19 protein-coding genes are annotated in these 22,393 nt (G+C 73.9%); 10 read left to right on the top strand and 9 right to left on the bottom strand.

The window, feature by feature from the left end; genetic code table 11:
* Positions 1–15: 15 nt before the first annotated feature.
* The 5 genes from WMF34_RS12175 to WMF34_RS12155 all read right to left on the bottom strand — a co-directional run bounded on the left by WMF34_RS12175 (position 16) and on the right by WMF34_RS12155 (position 3,639).
* Positions 16–420: a hypothetical protein gene (locus WMF34_RS12175; protein ID WP_437993394.1), complete on the bottom strand. Its 405-nt coding sequence runs from the start codon at positions 418–420 to the stop codon at positions 16–18.
* 224 nt (positions 421–644) lie between these two features.
* A complete protein-coding gene (locus WMF34_RS12170; protein WP_437993393.1) occupies positions 645–1,463 on the bottom strand; it encodes an SRPBCC family protein in 819 nt (272 codons plus the stop codon).
* Positions 1,454–2,068: an ArsR/SmtB family transcription factor gene (locus WMF34_RS12165; RefSeq protein ID WP_012234972.1), complete on the bottom strand. Its 615-nt coding sequence runs from the start codon at positions 2,066–2,068 to the stop codon at positions 1,454–1,456. Before WMF34_RS12165 ends, WMF34_RS12170 begins: the two co-directional genes overlap by 10 nt.
* Before the next feature lie 118 nt (positions 2,069–2,186).
* Positions 2,187–3,014 carry an N-formylglutamate amidohydrolase gene (locus WMF34_RS12160; RefSeq protein ID WP_012234971.1) on the bottom strand — a complete coding sequence of 276 codons (828 nt, stop codon included), beginning with the start codon at positions 3,012–3,014 and terminating at the stop codon, positions 2,187–2,189.
* A gap of 88 nt (positions 3,015–3,102) precedes the next feature.
* A complete protein-coding gene (locus tag WMF34_RS12155) occupies positions 3,103–3,639 on the bottom strand; it encodes an RNA polymerase sigma factor (RefSeq protein ID WP_044964694.1) in 537 nt (178 codons plus the stop codon).
* Between the two features lie 100 nt (positions 3,640–3,739).
* Between WMF34_RS12155 and WMF34_RS12150 the strand changes: the two genes are divergently transcribed.
* Positions 3,740–4,111, top strand: a complete 372-nt coding sequence (locus WMF34_RS12150) for a thioredoxin family protein (protein ID WP_012234969.1) — start codon at positions 3,740–3,742, stop codon at positions 4,109–4,111.
* A 100-nt stretch (positions 4,112–4,211) separates the two neighbouring features.
* Here the strand turns inward: WMF34_RS12150 and WMF34_RS12145 are convergent, their stop codons facing one another.
* Positions 4,212–4,559 carry a hypothetical protein gene (locus tag WMF34_RS12145; protein ID WP_044964692.1) on the bottom strand — a complete coding sequence of 116 codons (348 nt, stop codon included), beginning with the start codon at positions 4,557–4,559 and terminating at the stop codon, positions 4,212–4,214.
* Between the two features lie 334 nt (positions 4,560–4,893).
* On the opposite strand from WMF34_RS12145, the gene rarD reads away from it, so the two are divergent.
* From rarD to WMF34_RS12130, 3 genes are all read left to right on the top strand, one after another.
* Entirely contained in the window at positions 4,894–5,820 is a 927-nt protein-coding gene (rarD, locus tag WMF34_RS12140; protein WP_012234967.1) for an EamA family transporter RarD, read from the top strand.
* Positions 5,821–5,859: 39 nt separating this feature from the next.
* On the top strand, positions 5,860–6,951 hold the full coding sequence (locus WMF34_RS12135) for a TauD/TfdA family dioxygenase (RefSeq protein WP_044964690.1): 1,092 nt from the start codon (positions 5,860–5,862) through the stop codon (positions 6,949–6,951).
* Positions 6,952–7,218: 267 nt separating this feature from the next.
* Positions 7,219–8,286: a lysylphosphatidylglycerol synthase domain-containing protein gene (locus WMF34_RS12130; RefSeq protein ID WP_231864802.1), complete on the top strand. Its 1,068-nt coding sequence runs from the start codon at positions 7,219–7,221 to the stop codon at positions 8,284–8,286.
* Between the two features lie 49 nt (positions 8,287–8,335).
* Here the strand turns inward: WMF34_RS12130 and WMF34_RS12125 are convergent, their stop codons facing one another.
* On the bottom strand, positions 8,336–9,217 hold the full coding sequence (locus tag WMF34_RS12125) for a Uma2 family endonuclease (protein ID WP_044964688.1): 882 nt from the start codon (positions 9,215–9,217) through the stop codon (positions 8,336–8,338).
* A gap of 849 nt (positions 9,218–10,066) precedes the next feature.
* On the opposite strand from WMF34_RS12125, the gene pepN reads away from it, so the two are divergent.
* Entirely contained in the window at positions 10,067–12,682 is a 2,616-nt protein-coding gene (gene pepN, locus WMF34_RS12120) for an aminopeptidase N (protein ID WP_437993392.1), read from the top strand.
* A gap of 35 nt (positions 12,683–12,717) precedes the next feature.
* Positions 12,718–13,389 carry a class I SAM-dependent methyltransferase gene (locus tag WMF34_RS12115; RefSeq protein ID WP_012234962.1) on the top strand — a complete coding sequence of 224 codons (672 nt, stop codon included), beginning with the start codon at positions 12,718–12,720 and terminating at the stop codon, positions 13,387–13,389.
* Positions 13,390–13,485: 96 nt separating this feature from the next.
* On the opposite strand, the gene WMF34_RS12110 is transcribed toward WMF34_RS12115, so the two are convergent.
* A complete protein-coding gene (locus WMF34_RS12110) occupies positions 13,486–13,926 on the bottom strand; it encodes a CBS domain-containing protein (protein ID WP_437552138.1) in 441 nt (146 codons plus the stop codon).
* A 194-nt stretch (positions 13,927–14,120) separates the two neighbouring features.
* On the opposite strand from WMF34_RS12110, the gene WMF34_RS12105 reads away from it, so the two are divergent.
* Positions 14,121–14,657: a GNAT family N-acetyltransferase gene (locus tag WMF34_RS12105; RefSeq protein WP_012234960.1), complete on the top strand. Its 537-nt coding sequence runs from the start codon at positions 14,121–14,123 to the stop codon at positions 14,655–14,657.
* 104 nt (positions 14,658–14,761) lie between these two features.
* Here the strand turns inward: WMF34_RS12105 and WMF34_RS12100 are convergent, their stop codons facing one another.
* Positions 14,762–15,181 carry a hypothetical protein gene (locus WMF34_RS12100; protein WP_012234959.1) on the bottom strand — a complete coding sequence of 140 codons (420 nt, stop codon included), beginning with the start codon at positions 15,179–15,181 and terminating at the stop codon, positions 14,762–14,764.
* 451 nt (positions 15,182–15,632) lie between these two features.
* Between WMF34_RS12100 and WMF34_RS12095 the strand changes: the two genes are divergently transcribed.
* The 3 genes from WMF34_RS12095 (at position 15,633) to WMF34_RS12085 (ending at position 22,375) form a co-directional block, all read left to right on the top strand.
* Positions 15,633–19,655 (top strand): serine/threonine-protein kinase, encoded by a 4,023-nt coding sequence (locus WMF34_RS12095; protein ID WP_437993391.1) that lies wholly within the window; start codon positions 15,633–15,635, stop codon positions 19,653–19,655.
* 445 nt (positions 19,656–20,100) lie between these two features.
* Entirely contained in the window at positions 20,101–20,952 is an 852-nt protein-coding gene (locus WMF34_RS12090; protein ID WP_437993390.1) for a Cof-type HAD-IIB family hydrolase, read from the top strand.
* A gap of 22 nt (positions 20,953–20,974) precedes the next feature.
* Positions 20,975–22,375: a mercuric reductase gene (locus tag WMF34_RS12085; protein ID WP_437993389.1), complete on the top strand. Its 1,401-nt coding sequence runs from the start codon at positions 20,975–20,977 to the stop codon at positions 22,373–22,375.
* The last annotated feature ends 18 nt before the right edge of the window (positions 22,376–22,393 follow it).

The following is a 22,393-nucleotide window of genomic DNA, read 5'->3' as shown; positions in this document are numbered from 1 at the left end:
GCGCCCGCGCGCGGCTCAGGAGACCTTGCGCCGCGCCGACTCCCACCCGCGCCGCACGGCGCTCTTGGCCTCGTCCCAGGTGCGCCCGCTCTTGAGGTCGTTCCACTCCTCCTTGAGCTTGCTCTCGACCCGATCGTCCCAGTCGGTGTGATCGTTGTAATGGCTCGCCGCGCCCCAGCCGTAGCGCAGCCCCGGCTCGACCTGGTCCCAGTCGGTGTTCGGCGCGTAGCGCGGCGGGATCGGCTGCTTGCCGAGCGCCTGCTTCACCGTATCGCCGACGTCCTGGTTGAGCTCCTGCCCCTTGGTGTCGGTGAAGTCCGCCTTGGTCTGCTCCCAGTCGCGGCGCAGCGCCTCCTTCACGCGGTCCCAGCCGGACGTCTTGTGATCATCCCACCACCTCGGATTGACTGCATGGTTCATCGGTACCTCCATCGACTCCGTTGAACGAGCGCCGGCGCGAGGGCCGAGCGCTGTTTTGAGCCTGGCGATACACGAACGGTGCCGCCCCGAGCCTTTGCCGGAAACCGATGGGAATCGGGCTGTTCGCAGCGATGTGCGCCGTCCCGGAGCGGCGCTCTCCGCCGCCCCCGGCGGAGGCTCGCCCGCGTCAGGCCGTCACACGTGAGACAAGGTGCCTCGGAGGGTCAACCGGGCGCGCGCACCGGAAAGCGCTCGGCCATCCACGCCTGCCACGCGGGCTCGGCGCGCGCCGCCGCGGCGGGCGCCCGGTCGCCGTACAGGTACAGCCGGATCGGCAGGAAGATCTGCCCGGCCATGGGAAGGGCGAACAGGTGGGCGATGCCCGGCGCCGGCTCCTCGAGCCGGAGGAGCAGCTCCGGGTGCTCGCTCGAGCCGGCGCGCTCGACCACCCCCGCGAACGGCGGCGCGCCGGCGGCAGAGCTCACCCGCTGGCCCTCCGCGGCGCCAGCGAGCCCGAGCGGGCCGATGAGCGCGCCCCACGTCGCGGCCTTGGGCTCGGATCCGGCGCCCATCAGCTGGAACGCCGCGCAGGGCTGCCCACGGAAATGGGCCAGATAGAGCCGCAGGATGCGGAAGAAGGCCGCCCAGCCGTGCATGTGGCCCTCGAACTGGTTGTCCCAGTCGTCGGTGCTCGCGAACCAGCTGTGCACCACGCGCACGACGCAGGTCCCGCCGGACCGCGCCTCCACGATCCACTCCGTGGCGACCTTGGGGCTGCCTGGTCCCATGTCCTCCGGGGCCTCGGCGGAGAACCGGCGAGGCGGCTCCCAGGCCGTGATGGTCGCGACCGAATCCATGCTGTTGCCCGGGCCGAAGTGAGAGACGGTCGTGCCGCCTTCGCGCTCCTCGAGCTCGCTCGACACGAACCACGACGAGATCCCGGGCCCTGTCGCGATGGCGCGCCACACCTCCTCGGGGCTGCCGGGGACCTCGACTTCGGCCTCGACGCTGCGACGGCCGGACGCGTCTTTTCTCACGGGCATGATGACTCCTTTCGTGGTGATTCGTTCGGTGTGGGTGTGGGGTGAGCGACGATCACCAGGCGGTGCGATCGCCCGCCTGGCGCCGCGTCGTCGTGGTAGCGCGCGACGAGCGCCGTCACCGCGCGGGTGAGCTCGCCGGTGAAGGCGGCGCGCTCCGCCGGAGATCGGAAGCGGACCTCGGCGTCGATCGACAGCGACGCGAGGCGCTTGTCGGCCTCCCGCGAGCGCCGCAGGAGATCGCTGACCTCGCGCACGACGCGCGCGCCCAGGGCGATGAGGTAGGTCGCGGAGAGGCGGTCCGAGGCGCGCTCCGGATCCGCGGCGACAGGCCCGAGCGCGCCGGGCGACACGACGTAGGAGGCCGCGCTCGCGACCAGCAGGCGCTCCGTCAGCCCGCCCCATTTGCGCGTCCCGGCCATGCGCACGAGCCCGTGCGCCTCGAGGGCGCGCAGGTGGTAGTTGATCTTCTGGCGCGCGATCCCGAGGCGCGTGGCCAGCGTCGCGGCGGAGGCGGGCGCCGAGAGCTCCGAGAGCAGCCGGCTCCTGACAGGCTCGAGCGCGGCCGCGGCCGCGGCCGGATCCTCGATGACGTCGACGTCGAGCACACCGCCGTGGGTATCATTGACAATTTTTTTTGTCAATGACCGCAGGCCGTACTTTCCCCGCCACGGCGAGGGGCGCGATCCCCTCGCCGTCGGGCCCTGAGCCCCCCCCCCGCCTACGTCACCGACCGGCGGCGGCGTCCGGAGAGAGGGCGCTCAGGTCGACGCCGCTCGCCTCGATGGCCCGGTAGCTCGCCGCGAGGCGCTGGGCCCAGGCCTCCACGCCCTCGTCGGTCAGCAGGCCGTCCTGGCGGATCTCGAGGAGCACGCAGGGCAGGCCGCGGGCCTCGCCGTGCGTGGGGATCCCGTAGTCGCCGCCCTCGGTCACGCGGTAGGGCTCGTTGTCGCCGACGCAGAGCCCGGGCTCGCGCCGCAGCGCCTCGAGGAACGGCGCGGCGAGCCTGCGGTCGCGCCCGTAGAGGACGGCGGCGTGCCACGGCCGGTCCTGGCCGGGCATCGCGGGCGTGAAGCTGTGCATGCTGAGGATCGCCGTGCGCTCCCGGCGGTCCCGCCGCGCGTCGAGGAGCGCGGTGATCGCGCGGTGGTAGGGCCAGAAGCACGCGTCGGCCCGCGCGCGGGCCTCCGCGGCGTCGATGGTGTTGCCGGGGATGGGCACGCCGCAGCTGATCTCGGGGATGGACGTCGGCGAGCCCAGCGGCCGGTTGCAGTCGATGACGAGCCGCGAGTAGCCGGAGAGCACGAGCGGCGCGTCGAGGAGCGCGGACAGGCGGCGCGAGAGGCGCGCCGCGCCGATGTCCCAGCCGGTGTGCTCGCGGAGCGCCTCGTGCTGCCTGCCCAGCTCGGGGAGGCTCCTCGGAACCGCGTTGGACGCGTGGTCGCAGAGCAGGACCGCGCTGGAGCGGCCCTCGGGGTTCACCACCTCGAACGCGGGCGGCTCATCGGGCGCGAGGATGCGCAACGCTGGTGAAGCGGACGAAGAAGAGCTCATGACGTCTCGCCCAAGACATAGCAGACACCGGCGCGCCGGCGCCGCGGGCTCGCGCGAGGGCGCGCGGCAGCACGCGCGGCGCGTTGGCTCAATGCGGCGACGTCATGCACGCGCGCAGCGCGAGCTTGGCCCGGTGCAGGAGCACCGCGACGTGGCCGGCCGAGATGCCCAGCGCGCGCGCCACGTCCTCCCCGGGTTGCTCCTCGAGCATGCGCAGCGTCACGACGGCCTTCTGGATCTCGCAGAGCTCCTCGACGCACGCGCGCAGGCGGACGTGCTCCTCGGCGCGCGCGATCGCCTCGTCGGTCGCCGGGACGTCCCCCGCGGCCTCCGGGTGCGCGTCCACGTCGTCGTGCGGCCGGGCGCGGAAGTGACGGCGGCGCCGGTTGCGCGCGGCGTTCCGCACCGTCCCGGCGAGCACGCCCCCCCACGCGCCGACGTCCTCCGGGAGGGCGCCCCGCTGCGCGAGCGTGAGCAGCGTGCAGAGGCCCTCCTGCACGCAGTCGACCGCGTCTTCCGGTGTCACCCCCTCCGCGCGCGCCAGCGCCGCGAGCGCCGAACGCTCGGAGCGCACAAGGTGCGACACATGGTTGAGGAGATCGTCCGCGTCCTTGATGGCGCCCATGGTCCAGGAGGTCAGGTGTCGAGCCGCGCCCACATTACAACGGGCGAGGGCTGTAATGGATGCCGCCCTCGAGACCTGCCAGGGCATGGAGGTCCACGCCATGTCCACGAATCCTGTCCGCGAGATCGATGAGGCGAGCTTCGACGCCGAGGTGCTGGAGGCCGGGGTGCCCGTCCTCGTCGAGCTCACCGCGCAGTGGTGCCCGCCGTGCCGCGCGCTCGCGCCCATCCTGCACAAGCTGGCGGAGGAAGGCGCAGGGCGCCTGAAGGTGGTGGCGGTCGACGGCGATCGGTGCCCGGCGATCGCCCGCCGCCTCGGCATCCGCGCGTTCCCGACCGTCGTCGCGTTCGCCGGGGGCAAGGAGGTGGCTCGTCACGTGGGGCTGACCACGAAGGACAAGCTCCTCCGGCTGATCGAAGGGGGCGGGCTCCCCGGCGGTGCGGGGAGGGACCGAGCGCCCTCGCCGCCGTGAGGGCGGCTCGATCGCGCGCCTCCACGGGCAGGCGGCCGCGATCGGCCCGCGATCGGCGCGTGAAGGGGCTCGGGCGCGCCCGGCGCGATCCGCCCGTGTCCTACCGTCGTGACCTGTCCATGCGCCGGTGCGGTTCGCGCTGCCTCTCGGCGGCGGGGAAGCTGACCTTGCGGGTCGTCGACTCGTCCCCGGAGACCTCGAACGGCCCCACCGCCTGCGGATCGCTGACCGGCCTGCCGTCGTCGTCGACGAGCGAGAGCGTCCCGACATAGTTGTCGGCGACGAGCTGCACGCTCGCGTCGAACCGCTCGCAGGGGACCACCTGCCGCGTGACCTTGTTGCTCTTCGTGTTGATGAGGACCAGCTCGACCGCGGTCGCGCCGCGCGCCTTGCACTGAGCGGCGTCGGTCTTGTCCTCGATGGACCACTGGACGGTCACGAACCCCATGTCTTCAGGGTGTGCGCCTCCAGGCCGCGTCTCGCCGGTCGTTTCTCCCGTGCACGCGACCACCATCGCTGCACATAGCCCTGCTGAAGCGTAGACACTTCGCATACCTACCTCGCTGTGCTCGCTGCGGACTCCAGCGCCGCGCCCCGCATCCAGCAACGCGGATGCCACGCGGCCTCGCGGCGAGCCTGCGAGCCCGGCGCTCGCGGGCAGGTCTTGAAACGGCCGAGCAGGTTCGCCATGTTCGCCGTCCGATCGAACGCGAGCGGCGCCGGGCGACGAGCGGCGCCGGACGAGGCCTCGCGCGACGCCCCCCCGAGGAAGCACGACCCCGATGCGCACGCCCGAAGATGCTCGCGACAGCCGAAAGGAGGCCGCGTGGGGCGTCGCCTACGGGATCGCGGCCTACAGCTCCTGGGGCGTCGTCCCCGTCTTCTGGAAGCAGCTCCGGCACGTCGGAGCCGTCGAGCTCCTGGCCCATCGCACCGTGTGGAGCCTGCTCTCGTTCGTGGCGCTCACGCTGGCCGCAGGGCAGCGCCGCGCGCTCGGCGCGGCCCTGCGCGACCGGCGCGTCGTCGCCGCGATGGCGGCGACCGGCGCGCTCGTGTCGGCGAACTGGGTCCTCTTCATCTACGCCGTGGCGGTGGGGCGCGTGCTCGACGCCAGCCTCGGCTACTTCATCAACCCGCTGCTCAGCGTGCTCCTCGGCATGCTCTTCCTGCGCGAGCGGCTTCGGCCCGCCCAGTGGCTCGCGCTCGGCCTCGCCGCCTCGGGCGTCGTGTACCTGGCGGTGCGCGCCGGCTCGATCCCCTGGATCGCCCTGGGCCTGGCGAGCACGTTCGGGGTGTACGGCCTGCTGCGGAAGGTCGCCGCCGTCGGCTCGCTCCCCGGCTCCACCCTGGAGACGTCGTTCATCGCCCCGCTCGGCGCGGCCTACCTGGCCGCCCTCCACGCCGAGGGCACCGGCGCCGCGGGCCGCGCCGATCTGCGGACCCACCTCCTGCTCGCCGCGACGGGCATCGTCACGGCCCTGCCGCTCGTCTGGTTCACGAACGCGGCGCGCCGCCTGTCGCTGACCACCGTGGGCTTCCTCCAGTACCTCGCGCCGAGCGGCCAGTTCCTGCTGGCCGTGCTGGTCTACGACGAGCCGTTCACGACGGCCCAGGCCGTGAGCTTCGCCTTCATCTGGACCGGGCTCGCGGTGTTCAGCGCCGACGCCGTGCTTCGCGCGCGCCGCTCGGGAAGGACGAGCGCGTCCTGAGCGCGCCGGAGGGGAGGCAGGAGGAAATTGAACCGCCGAATGAGCTCCGAAGAGACCGCACCGAGCGCCGACCTCTCGCAGATCCCGGCGCAGATCACCGGCCCGGCGGCCTGGTACGGCCCCGCGATGGCGCAGAGCGACGGCTGGATCGAGCACATCACACAGGCGGAGCTCGAGGAGGTCGAGGCCGCGGTCCGCCGCTTCGACGAGGCGGGCGAAGACCCGGCGCACCTCCGCAGCGAGGCCTTCCCGCTGCCGTCGCTCGCCGCGCGCCTCCGCCGCGTGCTCGCGGAGGTGCTCGACGGCCGCGGCTTCGCCCTGCTCCGCGGGCTGCGCGGCCCGTGGCTCGACCGCGGCGGCCTCCGCGCGGCCGCGATCGCGTTCCTCGGCATCGGCAGCCACCTGGGGAGCGCGCGCTCGCAGAACGCGCGAGGGCACATCCTCGGTCACGTGAAGGACCTCGGCCTGTCGAGCCAGGATCCGAGCGTGCGCATCTACCAGACGCGCGAGCGGCAGACCTTCCACACCGACTCGTGCGATGTCGTGGCGCTGCTCTGTCTCCGGACCGCCCGTGCAGGCGGGCTCTCGGCGCTCGTCAGCTCGGTCACGCTGTACAACGAGATGCGGCGGGCGCGCCCTGACCTGACGGAGGCGCTGTTCGCGCCGATCGAGACCGATCGCCGGAGCGAGGTGCCGGCGGGCGAGCTGCCCTATTTCCGCATCCCGGTGCTGAGCTGGCACGCAGGGCTCCTGTCCGGCATCTACCAGCGGCAATACATCGAGTCGGCCCGCCGCTTTCCGGACGTCCCGCCGCTCACCGCGCGGCAGATCGAGGCGCTCGACCTGTTCGATGCCCTCGCCAACGACCCCGCGCTCCACATGACCATGGAGCTCCGCCCGGGCGACATCCAGCTCGTGCACAACCACACGCTGCTCCACGATCGCACGGCCTTCGAGGACTGGCCCGACCCGGATCGCAAGCGGCACCTGCTCCGCCTCTGGCTCGCTCCGCCCGGGGCGCGGCCGCTGCCGCCGGTGTTCCGCGAGCGCTACGGCGCGCTGACCCCCGGCGACCGCGGGGGCATCGTCGTACCCGGCACGCGGCTCCACGCCCCGCTCGATCCTGCGTGAGCGGCCGCGCCCGCGAGCACCGGGGCGCTCACCGCGGCTCGTCCGTAGGTGTCCCCACGTGAGCTCTCGCTCGCCGGGAAGCTCGAATCCTCGCCGCCGCGTGCGCGCGCTGCATGCCCATGGCGGGTGCGCTCCGCGAGGCAGCTCACCGCCGCGTGCGCGCGCTGCATGCCCATGGCGTGCGTGCTCCGCGAGGCAGCTCACCGCCGCGTGCGCACGCCGCACCCACACGGCGCCGGCACGCTCCTCGCAGCACATCCCCTTCCCATGGCTCCCTTGCCTCCGGCCCGAGCGGCAGAGGAATGCGCCGGCAGCGATTCCCGTCCCGCGCCCGGCGGCGAGGCGCGCCTCCCTGCCGCTCCGCCCGCCGCCCCGGACGCGCCCGCCGCCCGCCGCGCGCGGCGAAAGGCGCTGCTCCACGCGGCGCTCGGCGGCCTCGGCCTGGCCGCCCTGGCCGCGCTCATCCGCCACGTCGGCGCGGCGGAGATGCTCGCCGCGGTGACCCGCGCCGCGCCGTTCGTGCCTCTCCTGATCGCGCTGGAGGCGGCGCGCATCGGCTGCGAGGCGCTCGCGACCGGCGTGCTCTGCGCGCCGCGCCGCGTCCCGGCCGCGGAGCTCCTTCGCATCCACGTCGTCACCTACCCTGTCATCACGCTGATGCCGGCCGGCCGCCCCGCGGGCGAGGCGGTCAAGGCCGCGCTGCTCTCCCCCCACGTCGGCGCCCCGCGCGCGGCCGCGATCGCCACGGCGAACCAGTCGCTCGCGCTCCTGTCCTCGGCCCCGCTGTCGCTCCTCGCGGCCATCGCCCTCTTCCACCTCGGCGGCGGCGCCTCCCCGCTCGCCCTCGGCGTGCTCGCGCACGCCGCCCTCCTGGTCGCGAGCGGCCTCGGCGTCGCCTTCGCCGCGCGGCAGCGCGCCGCCTCGGCGTGGATCACCCGGCGGTTCGCCCGCGCCGGCCAGCTCGCCACCGCCTTCCAGGAGGCCGTCCACGAGCGCCCGCCCGTCCCGGCCTGGCCGTTCGCCGCCTGCCTCGCGGGCCGCGCGCTCCAGGCGGTGCAGTACGGCGTGCTGCTCGCCGTCGTCGGCGCCGAGAGCGGCCCCCTCCGCGCGCTCGCCGCATACGGCGTGGGCGCCGCCGGCACGGCGGCCGGCGACCTCATCCCGGGCCAGGTCGGCGCCACCGACGGGGCCTTCGCGCTCGCCGCCTCGCTGCTCGGCCTCACCGAGAGCTCCGCCATCGCGATCTCGCTGCTCGTCCACCTCCTCCAGGCGGCCTTCGCGCTCGCGGGGATCGCCGTCGCGCTCGTGTGGCGCCGCAGCCATCCAGCGCCCTGAGCCGAGCTCGACTGGGCCCAGGGGAGTCGCGCGCGCCTCCGGCGTGCGCTCAGCCGCGCTCGCGCCTGATGCGCTCCAGCTCCGCCAGGGCCTCGGCCAGCCGCCGCTCGGCCTCGTCGGCGCGCCGCCTCTCCTCCTCGGCGTGCCGCCCCTGCTCGTCGGCGCGCCGCTTCTGCTCGTCGGCGCGCCGCTTCTGCTCGTCGGCGCGCCGCCTCTCCTGGTCGAGACGCTTCTCGGTCTGCTCGATGCGCCCCTCGAGGTCGCCCACCATCGTGCCGAGCCTGTCGAGCAGCTCGCGCGTCTCCGGCAGCGCATCTTGCCCGTGAAAGAAGCGCAGCCGATCGCCGTCCAGACCGAGGTCCAGGGCGAGCATCGCGCTCGTGAGCCGCCCCTCCTGCGGGACGATCGGCTGGTAGCGCCCGCTGCCCTGGACGAGCCGGAAGCCGCGGAGCTGGCGACGGCGCCGGTCGAAGACGAAGTACTCGGAAATGCCCAGCGACGCGTAACGGGCGACGTTGTCCACGAGATCCTTCTTGCTCCTCCCGCTCCAGAGGATCTCCAGCGCCAGGTCGACGCCCTTGCCCTCGGCGCTCACGGACCAGTGGGCCCGCTCCTTCACCTCCACGTCGAGCACGGCGATGAGATCGGGCGCGAACATCCGCTCTGCCGGGTAATAGACCGGCAGCTCGCACGCGAGGTACACGCGCCGCCCGATGCGCTGGAAATACCCGCCCAGCGTGTCCCGGGCCGCCACCTTCGGGTTGAAGTGGAAGTCGCCCTCGGGCGGGCTCGCCTCCGAGACCTCGAACTCCGACGGAAGCGTGTCGAGGACGCGCTGTCGCTCCTCCGGCGTCATCCGGTCCCAGAGCTCCTGCGGGGGAGCCCGAGGATCGTCGGGGTCGATCTCCCAGGACGTCGGCGCGCGCTGCATGGTCCGAGCATAGCGAGCCCACGCACGCGCCACCACGGCGCGCGCCCGGCCTGGCACGCGCTCGGGCTCCGCCCGTCAGGGCGTTTCAGGACCGCGCCGAGCAGCGCCGCGCTCCACCGCTCGCACGGCCTTGCGTCCCGGAGGGATCCCGCACCCCCGCGCGCGCACTGGTCTGCGGTCCGCAGGGGGCCCGCACCCCCGCTTGCGCTCTGCACTGCGTCCTGGGAGGGGTCCGGCGCCCCGGCCAGCGCTCTGCATTGCGGTCTGGAGGGGTCCGGACCCCCTTGCTGGCACAAATAGGAGGGTGTACGGGGGCTCTTTGGCACAGAATTTCGTCGAAGAATGCGTTTTCTGGCACAATCTTGCCCTGAAAATCGCTCCGCCGAGCGTTCTCGCGGGGTCCGGACCCCGGTGTGTCGCAATGCATTGCGTTTGTGCCGGTGCCGGACCCCCCTCCCATGGCACAGATCAGCGCCGCTCTGGCACAGAACCAGGACGCGCCGCTCCCTCCGGAGGCCGCCCGCGGCGTCGGTGCCCCAACCTGGGTCGGCTCCCAACCTGGGTCGGCTCCCAACCTGGGTCGGCTCCCCAACCTGGGTCGGCTCCCCGGTCGGTGCCCCAACCTGGGTCGGCTCCCCCGCCAACCTGGGTCCGCTCCCCCGGGGACGGAGCGGCTCCCCAACCTCGGTCGGCTCCCCCAACCTCGGTCGGCTCCCAACCTGGGTCGGCTCCTCCCCTCGACCGGCCGCCCGGCAACCGCCTCCCTCCCGCGCCTCGCGGCGGGGCGGCGCTCGCGACCGCGGCAGATCGCTGGCCACCCTCCGGCGGTTCGTCCTACGGTGTGCCGTCATGACGGAGACGACCGGCGGCCCTGGAAGGGACGTGCTCACCCAGAAAGAGGCCGAGGAGCGCGCCGCGCGCATCGGCAACGCGCGCTACGAGCTCTCCCTCGACCTCTCGCGCGGCGCCCACGGCTACCGGGGCGAGGCGGTCGCTTACTTCGACGTCCGCGGCCACGGCGACACGTTCATCGACTTCCGCGGCCGGCGCATCGAGCGGCTCGAGATCAACGGCGCCCTCGTCGAGCCCGCGTGGTCCGACTGCCGCATCCTCCTCCCGGGGAGGCTGCTCGCCCCGGAGACGCGTGTGCGCGTCGTCTACGAGAACGACTACGATCACACAGGCGACGGCTTCCATCACTTCCGCGACCCGGAGGACGGCGAGGACTACGTCTACTCGGACCTCGAGCCGTTCAGCGCCCACCGCGTGTTTCCCTGCTTCGATCAGCCGGACATCAAGGCGAGCTACCGGCTCTCCGTCACCGCGCCCGAGGACTGGGAGGTCATCGGCAACGCCCGCCTCGCCCGCACGTTCGGCGCGGGCCTCGGGCGCACGACGCGCGTGTTCGAGGAGACGACCCGGTTCAGCACCTACATCTTCGCGCTGATCGCCGGCCCGTACAGCGGCGTCCGCGACGAGCACCGCGGGATCCCCCTCGGGCTCTACTGCCGCAGGTCGCTCGCGAGGCACCTCGACGCCGAGGAGCTCTTCACGATCACGAAGCAGGGCTTCGACTTCTACCCGGAGTTCTTCGACTACCCCTACCCCTTCAGCAAGTACGACCAGGTCTTCGTCCCGGAGTTCAACGCCGGCGCCATGGAGAACGTCGGCGCCGTGACCCACAGCGAGCGCATGATCTTCCGGGACCCGCCGACGGACCACCAGCGCCTCACGCGCGCGGAGGTGCTCCTCCACGAGATGGCCCACATGTGGTTCGGCAACCTCGTGACCATGCGGTGGTGGAACGATCTCTGGCTGAACGAGAGCTTCGCCACGTACATGGCCTTCCTCGCGATGGACCAGGCGACCCGGTTCCAGCCGGCCGTGTGGAAGGCGTTCAACGTCATGAAGAGCTGGGCCTACCGGCAGGACCAGCTCGTGACCACGCACCCCATCGCCGGGGAGCTCGCCGACACGGAGCACACGTTCCTGAACTTCGACGGCATCACGTACGGCAAGGGCGCCGCCGCGATGAAGCAGCTCGTCGCGGCGATCGGCCTCCCGGCCTTCCGCGAGGGGATGCGCCGGTACTTCAAGCGCTACCAGTACGGCAACGCGACCCTGCGCGAGTTCCTGTCCGCGCTGGAGGAGGGCTCCGGCCGCGACCTCGGCGCGTGGTCGCGCCTCTGGCTCGAGCAGGCGTCCCTCAACACGCTGACGGCCGAGTGGGAGCCCGAGGGCGACCGCATCGGCCGGCTCCGCGTGCTGCAGACGGCGCCCGCCGACTACCCGACCCTCCGGCCGCACCGCATCGACGTCGCGCTCGCGCGCGAGGAGAACGGCGCGCTCGTCGTCGACTCGGTGCCCGCGGAGATCGACGGCGCGGCCACCGAGGTCGCCGCCGCGCGGGGGCAGCGGGCGCCGCTCCTCGTATTCCCCAACCACAACGACCTCACGTTCGCGAAGATCGCGCTCGACCCGGCCTCGCTCGCGTTCGTGCGCGAGCACATGGGCCGCGTGGAGGATCCGCTCCTTCGCCAGCTGCTCTGGTCGTCGCTCTGGAGCATGGTGCGCGACCAGAAGCTCGCCTCCCCCGCGTACCTCGCGCTGGTGAGGGACAAGCTGCCCGCCGAGCCGGACCTCTCGCTCGTCGACCCGGTGCTCACGAACGCGGTGACGGCGCTCGCGCGCTACGCGCCGGATCCCCTGCGCGAGGCCGAGGCGAGCGCGTTCACCGGCCTCGCCCTCGCGGCCCTGCGGTCGGCCCCCCGCGGCGACGCGCAGATCGTGTGGGCGCGGGCGCTCTTCAACGCGGCGTACTCCGCGCCGGATCTCGCGCTGGCCGCGCGCCTCGCGGACGGCGAGATCGAGGTGGACGGCCTCGAGATCGACCAGGAGATGCGCTGGACGGTCGCCGTGAAGTGGATCGCGCGCGGCATGAAGGGCGCGGAGGAGCGGCTCGCGGCCGAGCGCGAGCGCGACCCGTCGGACCGCGGCCAGCGCGCCGCGCTGCGCGCCGAGACCGCGCGCCCGGATCCGGCGGTGAAGGCCGCGGCGTGGGCGCGCTTCCACGAGGACGGGTACGGCTCGCTGCACCTCACCAGCGCGGCGATGTCGGGCTTCAACTGGTCGTTCCAGCGCGCGCTGCTCGAGCCGTACGCGCAGGCGTTCTTCGAGCGGGTGCAGCACGTCTTCGAGACGCGGACGCACGAGCTCGCGTCCGCGTATTTCACCCATCTGTTCCCCTCGTACCGCGTCGATCGGGACCTCATCGCCGGCGCGGAGGCGCTGACCGCGGCGCTCGGGCGGGCCCCGGACGGCGCGCCGGCGGCGCCGCGGCTGCCGATGCTGGTCCGGATGCTCCGCGAGGCGAGCGACGACCTCGCGCGGGCGCTCGCCTGCCGGGAGCTGGCGGCGGCGAGCGCCGAGGGGCACCGCGCGGGGGGCGGGGGCGCCCCCGGCTGAGCGAGGGACCGGGGAGAGCGGCGCTCGAGGCGACGATGATCGTGCAGCTCGGGAAGACGTCCGTCACGTGGACGCGCGCGGACCTCGAGGCGAAGCTCGCCGGCCACGCGCGCGTCCTCATCGACGTCGGCACGGGCGACGGCCGCTTCGTGTACCGGTCGGCCGGCGCCCACGCCGATACGTACTGCATCGGCGTCGACCCCGCGGGGGAGCGGATGCGCGAGGTGTCATGGCGCGCCAGCCGCAAGGTCGCCCGGGGCGGCCGGCCGAACGCGCTCTTCGTCGTCGCGTCCGTGCAGGCGCTGCCCGAGGAGCTCACCGGGCTCGCCCACACCCTCACGGTCAATTTCCCCTGGGCCTCGCTGCTCTCGGCCCTCGTGCTGCCCGAGGCGCCGGTGCTCGAGGCGCTGCGTCGGCTCGTCCGGCCGGGCGGGGAGCTCATCGCGCTACTCAACCAGAGCGTCTTCGACGACCGGCCCTACGCGGCGCGGCTCGGGCTCCCCGAGCTCTCGGACGCGTGGGTCGATGACACGCTGCGCCCCGCCTACCGCGCGGCGGGCTTCGAGATCCGGGCGAGCGAGCTCGTCGAGGGGGACATGCCGCACCAGACCAGCTGGGGACAGCACCTCACGCTCGCGTCGGGCCGGAGGACGCGCCTGCTCACGGCCGAGGCGATAGGCGCGATCGGCGGCGGAGCGCCGGGGTGAAGGCGCCGCGAGGCGCGCCGGCGGCGCCGCGAGGCGCGCCGGCGGCGCCGCGAGGCGCGCCGGCGGCGCCGCGGCGCGAGCGATCCGCCCGGCGAGCTACCGCGTGCTCTCGTGCTGCACCGCCTCCCGCTCGGTCACCCGGCGGATGGTCTGCGCGGTGTGCCTGTCGTCCTCGCTCTGCGCGATATCCGACAGGCTGATGATGCCGACCAGGCGGCCGTCCGCCTCGGTGCACAGGACGCGCGACTTGTGGTGCTGGCCCATCAGCTGCTCCGCGCGCTGCACGTCGTCGTCGGGCCGGCACGCGACCACCCCGCGCGTCATGACGTCGCCCGCCTTCGTGCTCAGCGGCCGGTTGTGGGCCAGCACCCGGATGGCGAGGTCGCGGTCCGTCAGCGCCCCGAGCACCCTCCCGGCGCTGTCGCAGACTGGAAGGAAGCCGATGTTCGCGTCGCGCATCTTGCACGCGGCCGTCTGGATGGTGTCGTCGGCCAGGACGCTCTGGATGTCTTGCTTCATGATCTCCTTGCACAGCATGGTTCCCTCCTTCGGTTCCGTTTGCAGCGCTCGGCAGCGTCATCGCGCATAAAAGGACCTTAGGGGACCATCGCGGGCGAGGGATGGAGCATCATGATGAATGCGGCGTCAGGGACCGCTTGATCGCGCCTCCGGCCGGCGAGCGCGCCCTGGCGGGGCGCCGCGGCGAAAGCCAACCTGGGGTGCGAGACACCATGTCAGAGCGGATCACAGGGGCGGTCATCCGCCGGGCGCGGCCGGCCGACGCGGCCGTCATCGCGCGCATCGAGGTCGACTCCTGGCAGGCGGCCTACCTGGGCCTCGTGCCGGCGGCCGATCTCAACGCCCTCTCCGTGCCGGCGCGCGAGGTGAGCTGGCGGCGCATCCTGAGCCGCGACGCCTCGACTGGGACGCGGACCTGGGTGCTCTGCGCCGAGGACGCCGGGCTCGGCTTCGCGAGCGCCGGGCCGACGCGCGACGACGACGACGACCCGGGCGACGTCGGCGAGCTCTACACGATCTACCTCCTGCCCGCCGCGTGGGGGCGCGGGCTCGGCGCCGCGCTGCTCGACACGGTGCAGGCCGACCTGGCCCGGCGCCGCCACAGGACCATGACGATCTGGGTCCTCGAGGGGAACACCCGCGCGCGCCGCTTCTACGAGCTCTCCGGCTTCAGCCGCGACGGCGCGCGGCGGTGGGCGCGGGTCGGCGCCGGCAGCCTCCCGGAGATCCGCTACCGGCGAGCGCTGTAGGGCCCCGCGTGCGCCGCCGAGGACGGCGGCGCACCGGATTTCACGCCGAGGGCGGCGCCGGCCCGTGCACCGGCGACGGCATCGAGCCCCGGCGCCCCGGCGCGCTAGCCGAAGCGCACGACGATGCTGCTGTAACCGCCCCGCGGGTCGTACTGGGAGGTGATCTTTCCCCAGGGATACTCGTACGGCGGCGCGCCGAGGATCGACGACAGCCAGGCGTCGTGGCTGGCCTTGCGCTCCGCCTCCTCCTTCTCGGACCAGTCGTTCCAGAACGCCTTCGACTCGGCGCCCACCTCGAACAACTCGACCCACGCGATCTTGCCGCTGCAGAAGTGCAGCGTGATGCGGAAGGTCCGGAAGCCGATGCGCTGGCGCGACGTCCGGTATCCGCTCCACGGCTGCGCCTGGCTCAGGGCGTTGGCCATCCGCGCGAGCGGCGACGACAAGAACTGCGCTTCCGAGTACGAGGGCCCGATGCGAAGCCCGGATGTGAGCTCGATCTCGCCCGTCTGTCGATGGATCATCCAGCCCTCCGACCGCTCGGAACAGCATACACCACAGCTCGCGGGCCGGCGCGGCTCAGCCGAGCACCGCCGACGCCCGCGCGCGACAGTCACGCGCGGACCCGACTCCACCTCTCCGAAGGTGGGTGTTCGACGGAGATTCACCCCTGCCGATCGCTCGCCCGGCTGCTCGGAGGACAACAGCCGCGGTCCCTCTCGCGCAGCGCGAGGGCCGCCGCCGCTGTCCTCCGGTGTCGACACGACACCCACGATGTCGCGGGTGACCGAGCAGGGCCGAGCAGGCCGAACCCCCACTTTCGCCATGGGCATAAGGCAGTGTCGCGCAATGCGGTTTTCCTGCTCGTGACAACCCGCATAACCGGTAATATCGGTCACGGATCGCGCCGGGCCCCACCCGAGGTCATCCGAGGTCTTCTTGCCGCGTTGCCCTTCCTGCCATCGCCGACTCGCAGTGCTCACCTCCTGCCCGACGGACGGAGCCACGGCGCCGTCCCGCGCGGCGCCGGTCGATCTCGACGCCGAGACGCCGCCGTCCGTCGCGGGCTTCCGCGTCGGCTCGCCGCTCGCGGCGGGCGCCTTCTCGGTCCTCTGGGCCGCGACGCGGGCGGAGGACGGCGCTCCCGCCGTGCTCAAGATCAGCAGGGCCCACTCGCTGCTCGCGCGCGAGCGGTTCCGCAGCGAGGCGTGGGCGCTCGAGCAGCTCGGTCCCCCGGCCTCGCCTCGCCTGCTCCAGAACGGCGTGCTCGAGGACGGCCGCGCGTACATCGCGATGGAGCGGCTCCGCGGCGAGACGCTGGCGGCCCGCCTCGAGGGCCTGCCCGCCGCGCCCGACCTGCGCTCCGCCCTCGACGTCGCGCTCGGCGTGCTGAGGTGCCTCCAGGTGGTGCACGAGCGCGGCCTGGTCCACCTGGATCTCGCGCCCGAGAACGTCTTCCTCGAGCCCGACGGCGGCGTGCGGCTCCTCGACTTCGGCCTCACGCAGCGCGAGCGCGGCGTCGTCTGCCACCCGGCGGACAGCGCGCTCACCACGCTGGGCGCCATGCTCGGGACGCCCGAGGTCGCGTCGCCCGAGCGGCTCCGGGGCGAGCCGCTCGACGCGCGCGCGGACCTCTACGCCTTCGGCGCGCTCCTCTTCGAGCTGCTCACGCTGCGCCCTCCGTTCGCGGGCGATCCCGCGAGCGTCGCGCAGGGGCACCTCGGCCGGCTCCCCCCGAGGCCGAGCGAGATCGCCCCGGTCCCGCCGTCCATCGAGGCCCTCGTCCTCGCCTGCCTCGCCAAGGAGCGCGCGCGCCGCCCGGCCGACGCCGCGGGCCTGCGGGCCGCGCTCGCGTCGGCGGGCGCCGAGGCGCTCGCCCTGACCGGCGGCGCCGCCGGCGCCGCGGCGACCGCGGGAGACGACGCCGCCACCGGCTCCACGGACCGGCACGACACGGTGGTGCTCGCCCTGGAGGCCCGCGGCGCCGAGGCCGAGGTCCGCGCCGCCGTGGCCCGCCACGACGGGCACCTCGCGCGGCAGCGCGGCTACCGGTTCGTCGCGATCTTCCCTGGCCCGAAAGAGGCGGCCGCGGAGCGCGCGCTCCTCGCGGGGCGGGAGATCGTCGCTTCGGTCGGCGCGCCCCTCGCGATCCACATCGCGCCGTTGAAGCTCCGCCGCGACGGCGAGGGCGTCCACGCCGCCGGCATCGCCGTGGAGCGGCCCGAGTCGTGGCTCCCCGCGGATCCGTGGCGCGGCATCGCGCTCAGCGCCGAGCTCGTCACGGCCCATGCCGGGTTCGACGTCGCCGCGGCGAGCGAGGACGGCCGCTACTTCTTCGCCCCGGACGCGCCGCCGCCCTCGGGCCATCGCGACGCCGCGCGCGCCGCGCCGCCGCTCGTCGGGCGCGGCGACGCCCAGAGCGCCGCCGAGGAGAGCCGCGAGCGCGCGCTCGCGGGCCTCGGGCCCGGCCTCTGCGCGCTGATCGGCGAGCGCGGCGTCGGCAAGTCGCGCCTCGCCGAGGAGATCGCCGAGAGCAGCCGGCGCGCGCACCCCGGCGCGCTCGTGATCTCGCTGCGCGCCGAGCCGGAGCACGGCGCGCGCCCCGGGGGCGGCCACGGCCAGACCGCTGCCGCCTTGCTCGCGGAGGTGCTCGGCGCGAGGGACGGCGCCCTCGCGGCGCCCGGCGACCCACGCGCGTTCTGCGTCGAGCGGCTCGGCGAGCCGCTCGGAGGCGAGGTGTGGCCCGCCGTGGCCGCGATCCTCGGCTGGCCGGGCGGCTCCGCAGGCCGGCCGCCGCCGCGCCGCGGGAGCGTGATCCGGGCGCTTGCCGAGGGGCTCCGCCGGAGGGCGATGGAGCGGCCCGTCGTCGTGATCGTCGACGACGCGCACCTCGCCGACAGCGCGACGCTCGACGCGCTCGACCTCGCGACGCGGCGCGAGGCGTCGGTCTCGCTCTGGGTGCTGCTCGCCGGCGCCCCGGCGCGCTGCTCGCCGACGCCGCGGCGGCACGCCCTGAGCGCCCGCGGCCACGCGCGCGATCACGTCGTGCTCCCGCCGCTCGACGACGCCGCGGGGCTCCTGCTCTGCGCGGAGCTCCTCCGGCCCGCGGAGCCTCCGCCGAGCGCGACGCTCCGGCGCATCTGCGCGTGGGCCGGCTACAACCCCCGCGCCCTCGTGGAGCTCACCCGGGCGATCAAGCGCGCGGGCCTCGTGCGGCTGCGGGCGAGATCGAGCGGCCACCAGCTCGCGACCGCCGAGCTGGAGAGGCTCCCGCCGTCGCCCGCGTGGCAGTGGTTCGCCGCGGGGCAGCTGGAGGCGCTCCCGCCGGAGCTCGCCGCGTGCGCGAGGCTCTGCGCGGTGCTCGGCTTCGAGCTCTCGGAGGACGTGGCGGCGAGCGTGCAACGCGCGCTCGAACGCGAGCAAGCGGCGGCGAGCGTCGACCACGTCGACGTCCCGAGCGCGCTCCGTGCGCTCGTGGCGCGCGGGCTCCTCGTCCCCCGCGGCGCGCACGGCGCCGCGCACGGCGAGGGCACCCTCTGCGGCGGCGCCAGCTACGCCTTCCGGAGCGCGCTCTTGCAGGAGGCGATCTACGCGCTGCTCGCGGAGGACCAGCGCGCGGCGATGCACCGGCACGCGCTCGCCGTCTGGGAGCTCATGGCCGAGGCCCGGCCGAGGGCGCCGGATCTGCTCGAGCCGATCGCGCGCCACGCCGCGGCCGCCGGGGCGCGCGCGCGCGCGGCGCACGCGTACCTGCTCCTCGGCGATCTCCAGCGCGACCGGCACAACAACGCGGTGGCGGAGGGCCACTACGCCTCCGCGCTCCTCTGGGCCGACGGCGACGATCAGCGCCAGCGGTACCTCGCGCTCCTCGGCCGCGCGCGCGTGCGCTACCGCGTCCTGCGCACCGGCGAGGCGCTCGACGATCTCCGCTCCGCGGGGGCGCTGGCCCGGACGATGAAGGACCCGCGGATGATCGCGGAGGCGCTGCTCGAGGAGGCGACCGCGCTCGACTGGGCGGGCGCCTGGGAGGAGTCGGCGGCGCGCGTCGAGGAGGTGATCCCGCTGCTCGACGCCCGCGAGGGCCGCGACGACGCCGCGCTCGCCGCGCGCTTCGAGGTCGCGGCTGGCCGCTCGGCCTTCCGCAAGGGCAACCTGGACGACGCCCTCGAGCGGCTCACGCACGGCGTGGAGCGCGTCCGCGAGGCCGATCACGACACGCACGTGACCGGGCTCACGCTGCTGGCCTGCGTGCTCGCGCGGTCCGGCCAGCTCGAGGAGGCGGAGCGGCGCTTCGACGACGCCGTGCGCAGCTGCGAGGAGCGCGGCGACCGGGGCCACCTCTGCGCGGCGCTCGTCCGCCGCGCGGAGCTCTGGCCGGCGCTCGACGCCCCGGATCGCGCGATGGCGGACCTCCGGCGCGCGGTCCAGCTGGCCCGCGAGGAGGCGAGCACCCTGGCGGAGCGGGACGCGACGATCAAGCTCGCGGAGCTGCTCTACCTCTGGGGGCACGAGGACGAGGCGCTGCCCCTGGTGCGGCAGGCGCGCTCGCTCGACGAGCAGCTCAAGGACAGGCCGGCCTACAGGAGCGCGCTCCTGCTCGCGCGGATCCACGCGATGCGCGACGAGCACGCGGACGCGAGCCGGCAGCTCCGGTGGCTCAGGGCGCAGGGGGCGGTCGCGGATCTGCCGCCGTACGCCCAGGCCCTCCTCGGCGTCATGCAGCTCGCCGTGAAGGACCCGAGGTCCGGCATGGAGAGCACGCGCACGCGGGCGACAACGCGCGAGGAGGGGGAGCCGCCCGGCGAGCTGGGCGGCGGCCTCAGCGCCGATCAGCGGGTCGAGCTCCTCTACTGGCGGGCGCGCGCCCTGCTCGACGCCGGCCGCCCCGAGGATCTGGCGCTGCTCCTCGCGCGCACCGCGCCGCTGCTCGCCCAGAGCCGGGCCTGGCGCCCGCGCTTCGCGAAGCTCCGGGCGGGCGACGGGCAGCTCGCGGGGTAGGTCTGCTCGGGCGGGTAGCGGTCTCCCGGCGACGTGGGATTCGCTCAGGATGACCCCGGCGGTTACCGTGCAGGTCCTGCCACCGCCCGTCCCGCCGCGCCCGCTTGACGGCGAGAAGCCGACGGAAGAACCGTGAGCGCTCCCGCACGCGCTGAGCCTGGGCGACATCGGCGGCGGCGACGTCGATGCCCCAGCCGGACGCGACGCCCTGGCTGATCTCGACATCCCGCCCGAAACCGTCGGCCCTCCCGAGGAGACCGCACGAGCTCGACGATACCGAGGGCGCCCTGGTCATGGAACGGCCGCTGCTAGCCGCTGCCACCGGCGGGGCATGAGCGTCGCGCCATCGAGCATCGGACGACGGGGCCTCCGGCGGGCTCTGGAGCCCCTCGCGGTAGAGGGCGCGCCTCGGGCCGCGTCGGCCCGTCATGGGAGGCGAGAGACAATGGACTCGTCACCGGCGATCAAGCTGCTCCTCACCGACATCGACGGCACCCTCGTCACCTCCGACAAACGCCTCACCGATCGCGCCCGCGCGTCGGTCAAGCGGTTGCGTTTGGCCGACGTCGAGCTCGCCGTCATCAGCGGTCGCCCGCCGCGGGGGATGGCGATGCTGAACGGACCGCTCGCGCTGACGACGCCCATCATCGCGTTCAACGGCGGCATGTTCGTGACGCCCGATCTCGCCACGGTGCTCGAGCAACGCTGCCTTCTCCCCACCGTCGCCGAGGAGGTCGCGAAGGCGCTCGCGAACGCCGGCCTGGACGTCTGGGTCTACCGTGGCAGCGATTGGTTCATCCGCCGCCGCGACGCGCCGCACGTCACGCACGAGGAGCACACCGTACAGTTCGCGCCCATCGTCGTCGACGATCTCGGCGGCGTCCTCGCGAACGCCGTCAAGATCGTCGGCGTCAGCGACGATCTCGCCCTCGTAGCGCGCTGCGAGGGCGAGCTGCGCCAACGCTTCGGAGCCCAGGTGTCCGCGGCGCGATCGCAGCCTTACTACCTCGACGTGACGCACCCCGACGCGAACAAGGCGGCGGCGCTGCGATGGCTGTCGCGCGCGCTCGGCGTCCCGCTCTCGCAGGTTGCCTGCATCGGGGACATGCCGAGCGACGTGCTCATGTTCGGCCTGGCGGGGCTGAGCATCGCGATGGGGAACGCCAGCCCCGACGTGCAACGCTGCGCGCGCCACGTCACCGCGTCGAACGACGACGAGGGGTTCGCGAGCGCCGTCGACCGGTTCGTCCTCGGCGCGCGCGCCGACGCGTCGCCGCGACCTGGTCAGCTCCAATGACCCCGAAAGCCAGGAGGGCCTCATGTCTCCCGAACAGTTCGACATCCTCGTTCTCGGCAGCGGCGCCAGCGGAAAACACGTGGCCTGGCACATGGCCCCGGCCGGAGGCCGTACGGCCGTCGTGGAGTGGGAGCACCGCATGATCGGCGGCGCGTGCCCCAACACCAATTGCCTCCCGAGCAAGAACGAGATCTGGAGCGCCAAGGTCGCCGACCTGGTCCGCCACGCGGCCGCGTACGGCACGGTCACCGGCCCCTCTTCGGTCGACATGGCGCGCGTGCGGCAGCGAAAGCGCAACATGGTCGAGGCGCTGATCGCCGTGCACATGGAGCGCTTCCGGGCGAGCGGCGCCGACCTGATCATCGGCAAGGGGCGATTCGTCGCGCCGAAGACCCTCGAGGTGCGATCCGACGGGAAAACACGCGTGCTGAGGGGAGATCGCGTGTTCCTCAACCTGGGGACACACGCCACGATCCCGGACGTCCCTGGCCTTCCGGCCGCGGGGCCGCTCACGCACGTCGAGGCGCTGGAGCTCGACAGGCTCCCCGGGCACCTCATCGTGCTCGGCGGGGGCTACGTGGGCCTCGAGTTCGCGCAGGCGTACCGGCGCTTCGGGAGCCGCGTCACCCTCATCAGCCGCGCGCCGCAGCTCGCCCCTCGTGAGGACCCCGACGTCGCCGGGGCGCTCCTCCAGATCTTCAAGAGCGAGGGGATCGAGGTGCTGCCGTCGGCCCAGCCGGTGTGGGTGCAGGGCCGGTCCGGCGATCACGTCAGCGTGCGCGTGCGCTCGCCGGACGGCGAGCAGACCATCGAAGGGAGCGACCTCCTGGTCGCGGCGGGGCGCACGCCCAACACGGCCGGGATTGGCCTCGAGACCGCCGGGGTCGAGCTGGACGCTCGAGGTTACATCAAGGTCAACGATAGGCTGGAGACCACCGCGCCTGACGTATGGGCGATGGGCGAGTGCGCCGGCAGCCCCCAGTTCACCCACGCCGCCGTCGACGACTTTCGCGTCGTGCGCGACAACCAGGCCGGGGGCCACCGGACCACGCGCGACAGGCTCATCCCCTTCTGCATGTTCACCGACCCGCAGCTCGCCCGTGTCGGCCTGAACGAGCGCGAGGCCAAGAGCCGTGGGGTCGAGGCGCGCGTCGCCACGCTGCCGATGAGCGACGTGCTGCGGGCGGCGACGACCGGCGAGACGCAGGGCTTCATGAAGGCTCTCGTCGACGCGCGGAGCGACCGAATCCTCGGCTTCACCATGCTCGGCGCGGAGGCCGGGGAGGTGGTCGCCGTGGTGCAGACGGCGATGTTGGCCGGCATGCCCTACACAGGACTGCGAGATGCCGTCCTGACGCACCCGACGATGGCGGAAGGCCTCGGCTCGCTGTTCGCAAAGGTGCCGGCCAGGTCCACGCGCTAGAGCGCCGATCACGCTGTC

The sequence above is a fragment of the Sorangium sp. So ce145 genome, assembly GCF_051525985.1.
Lineage (GTDB): Bacteria > Myxococcota_A > Polyangia > Polyangiales > Polyangiaceae > Sorangium > Sorangium cellulosum_B.
This window is presented reverse-complemented; position numbering and strand designations above follow the sequence as displayed.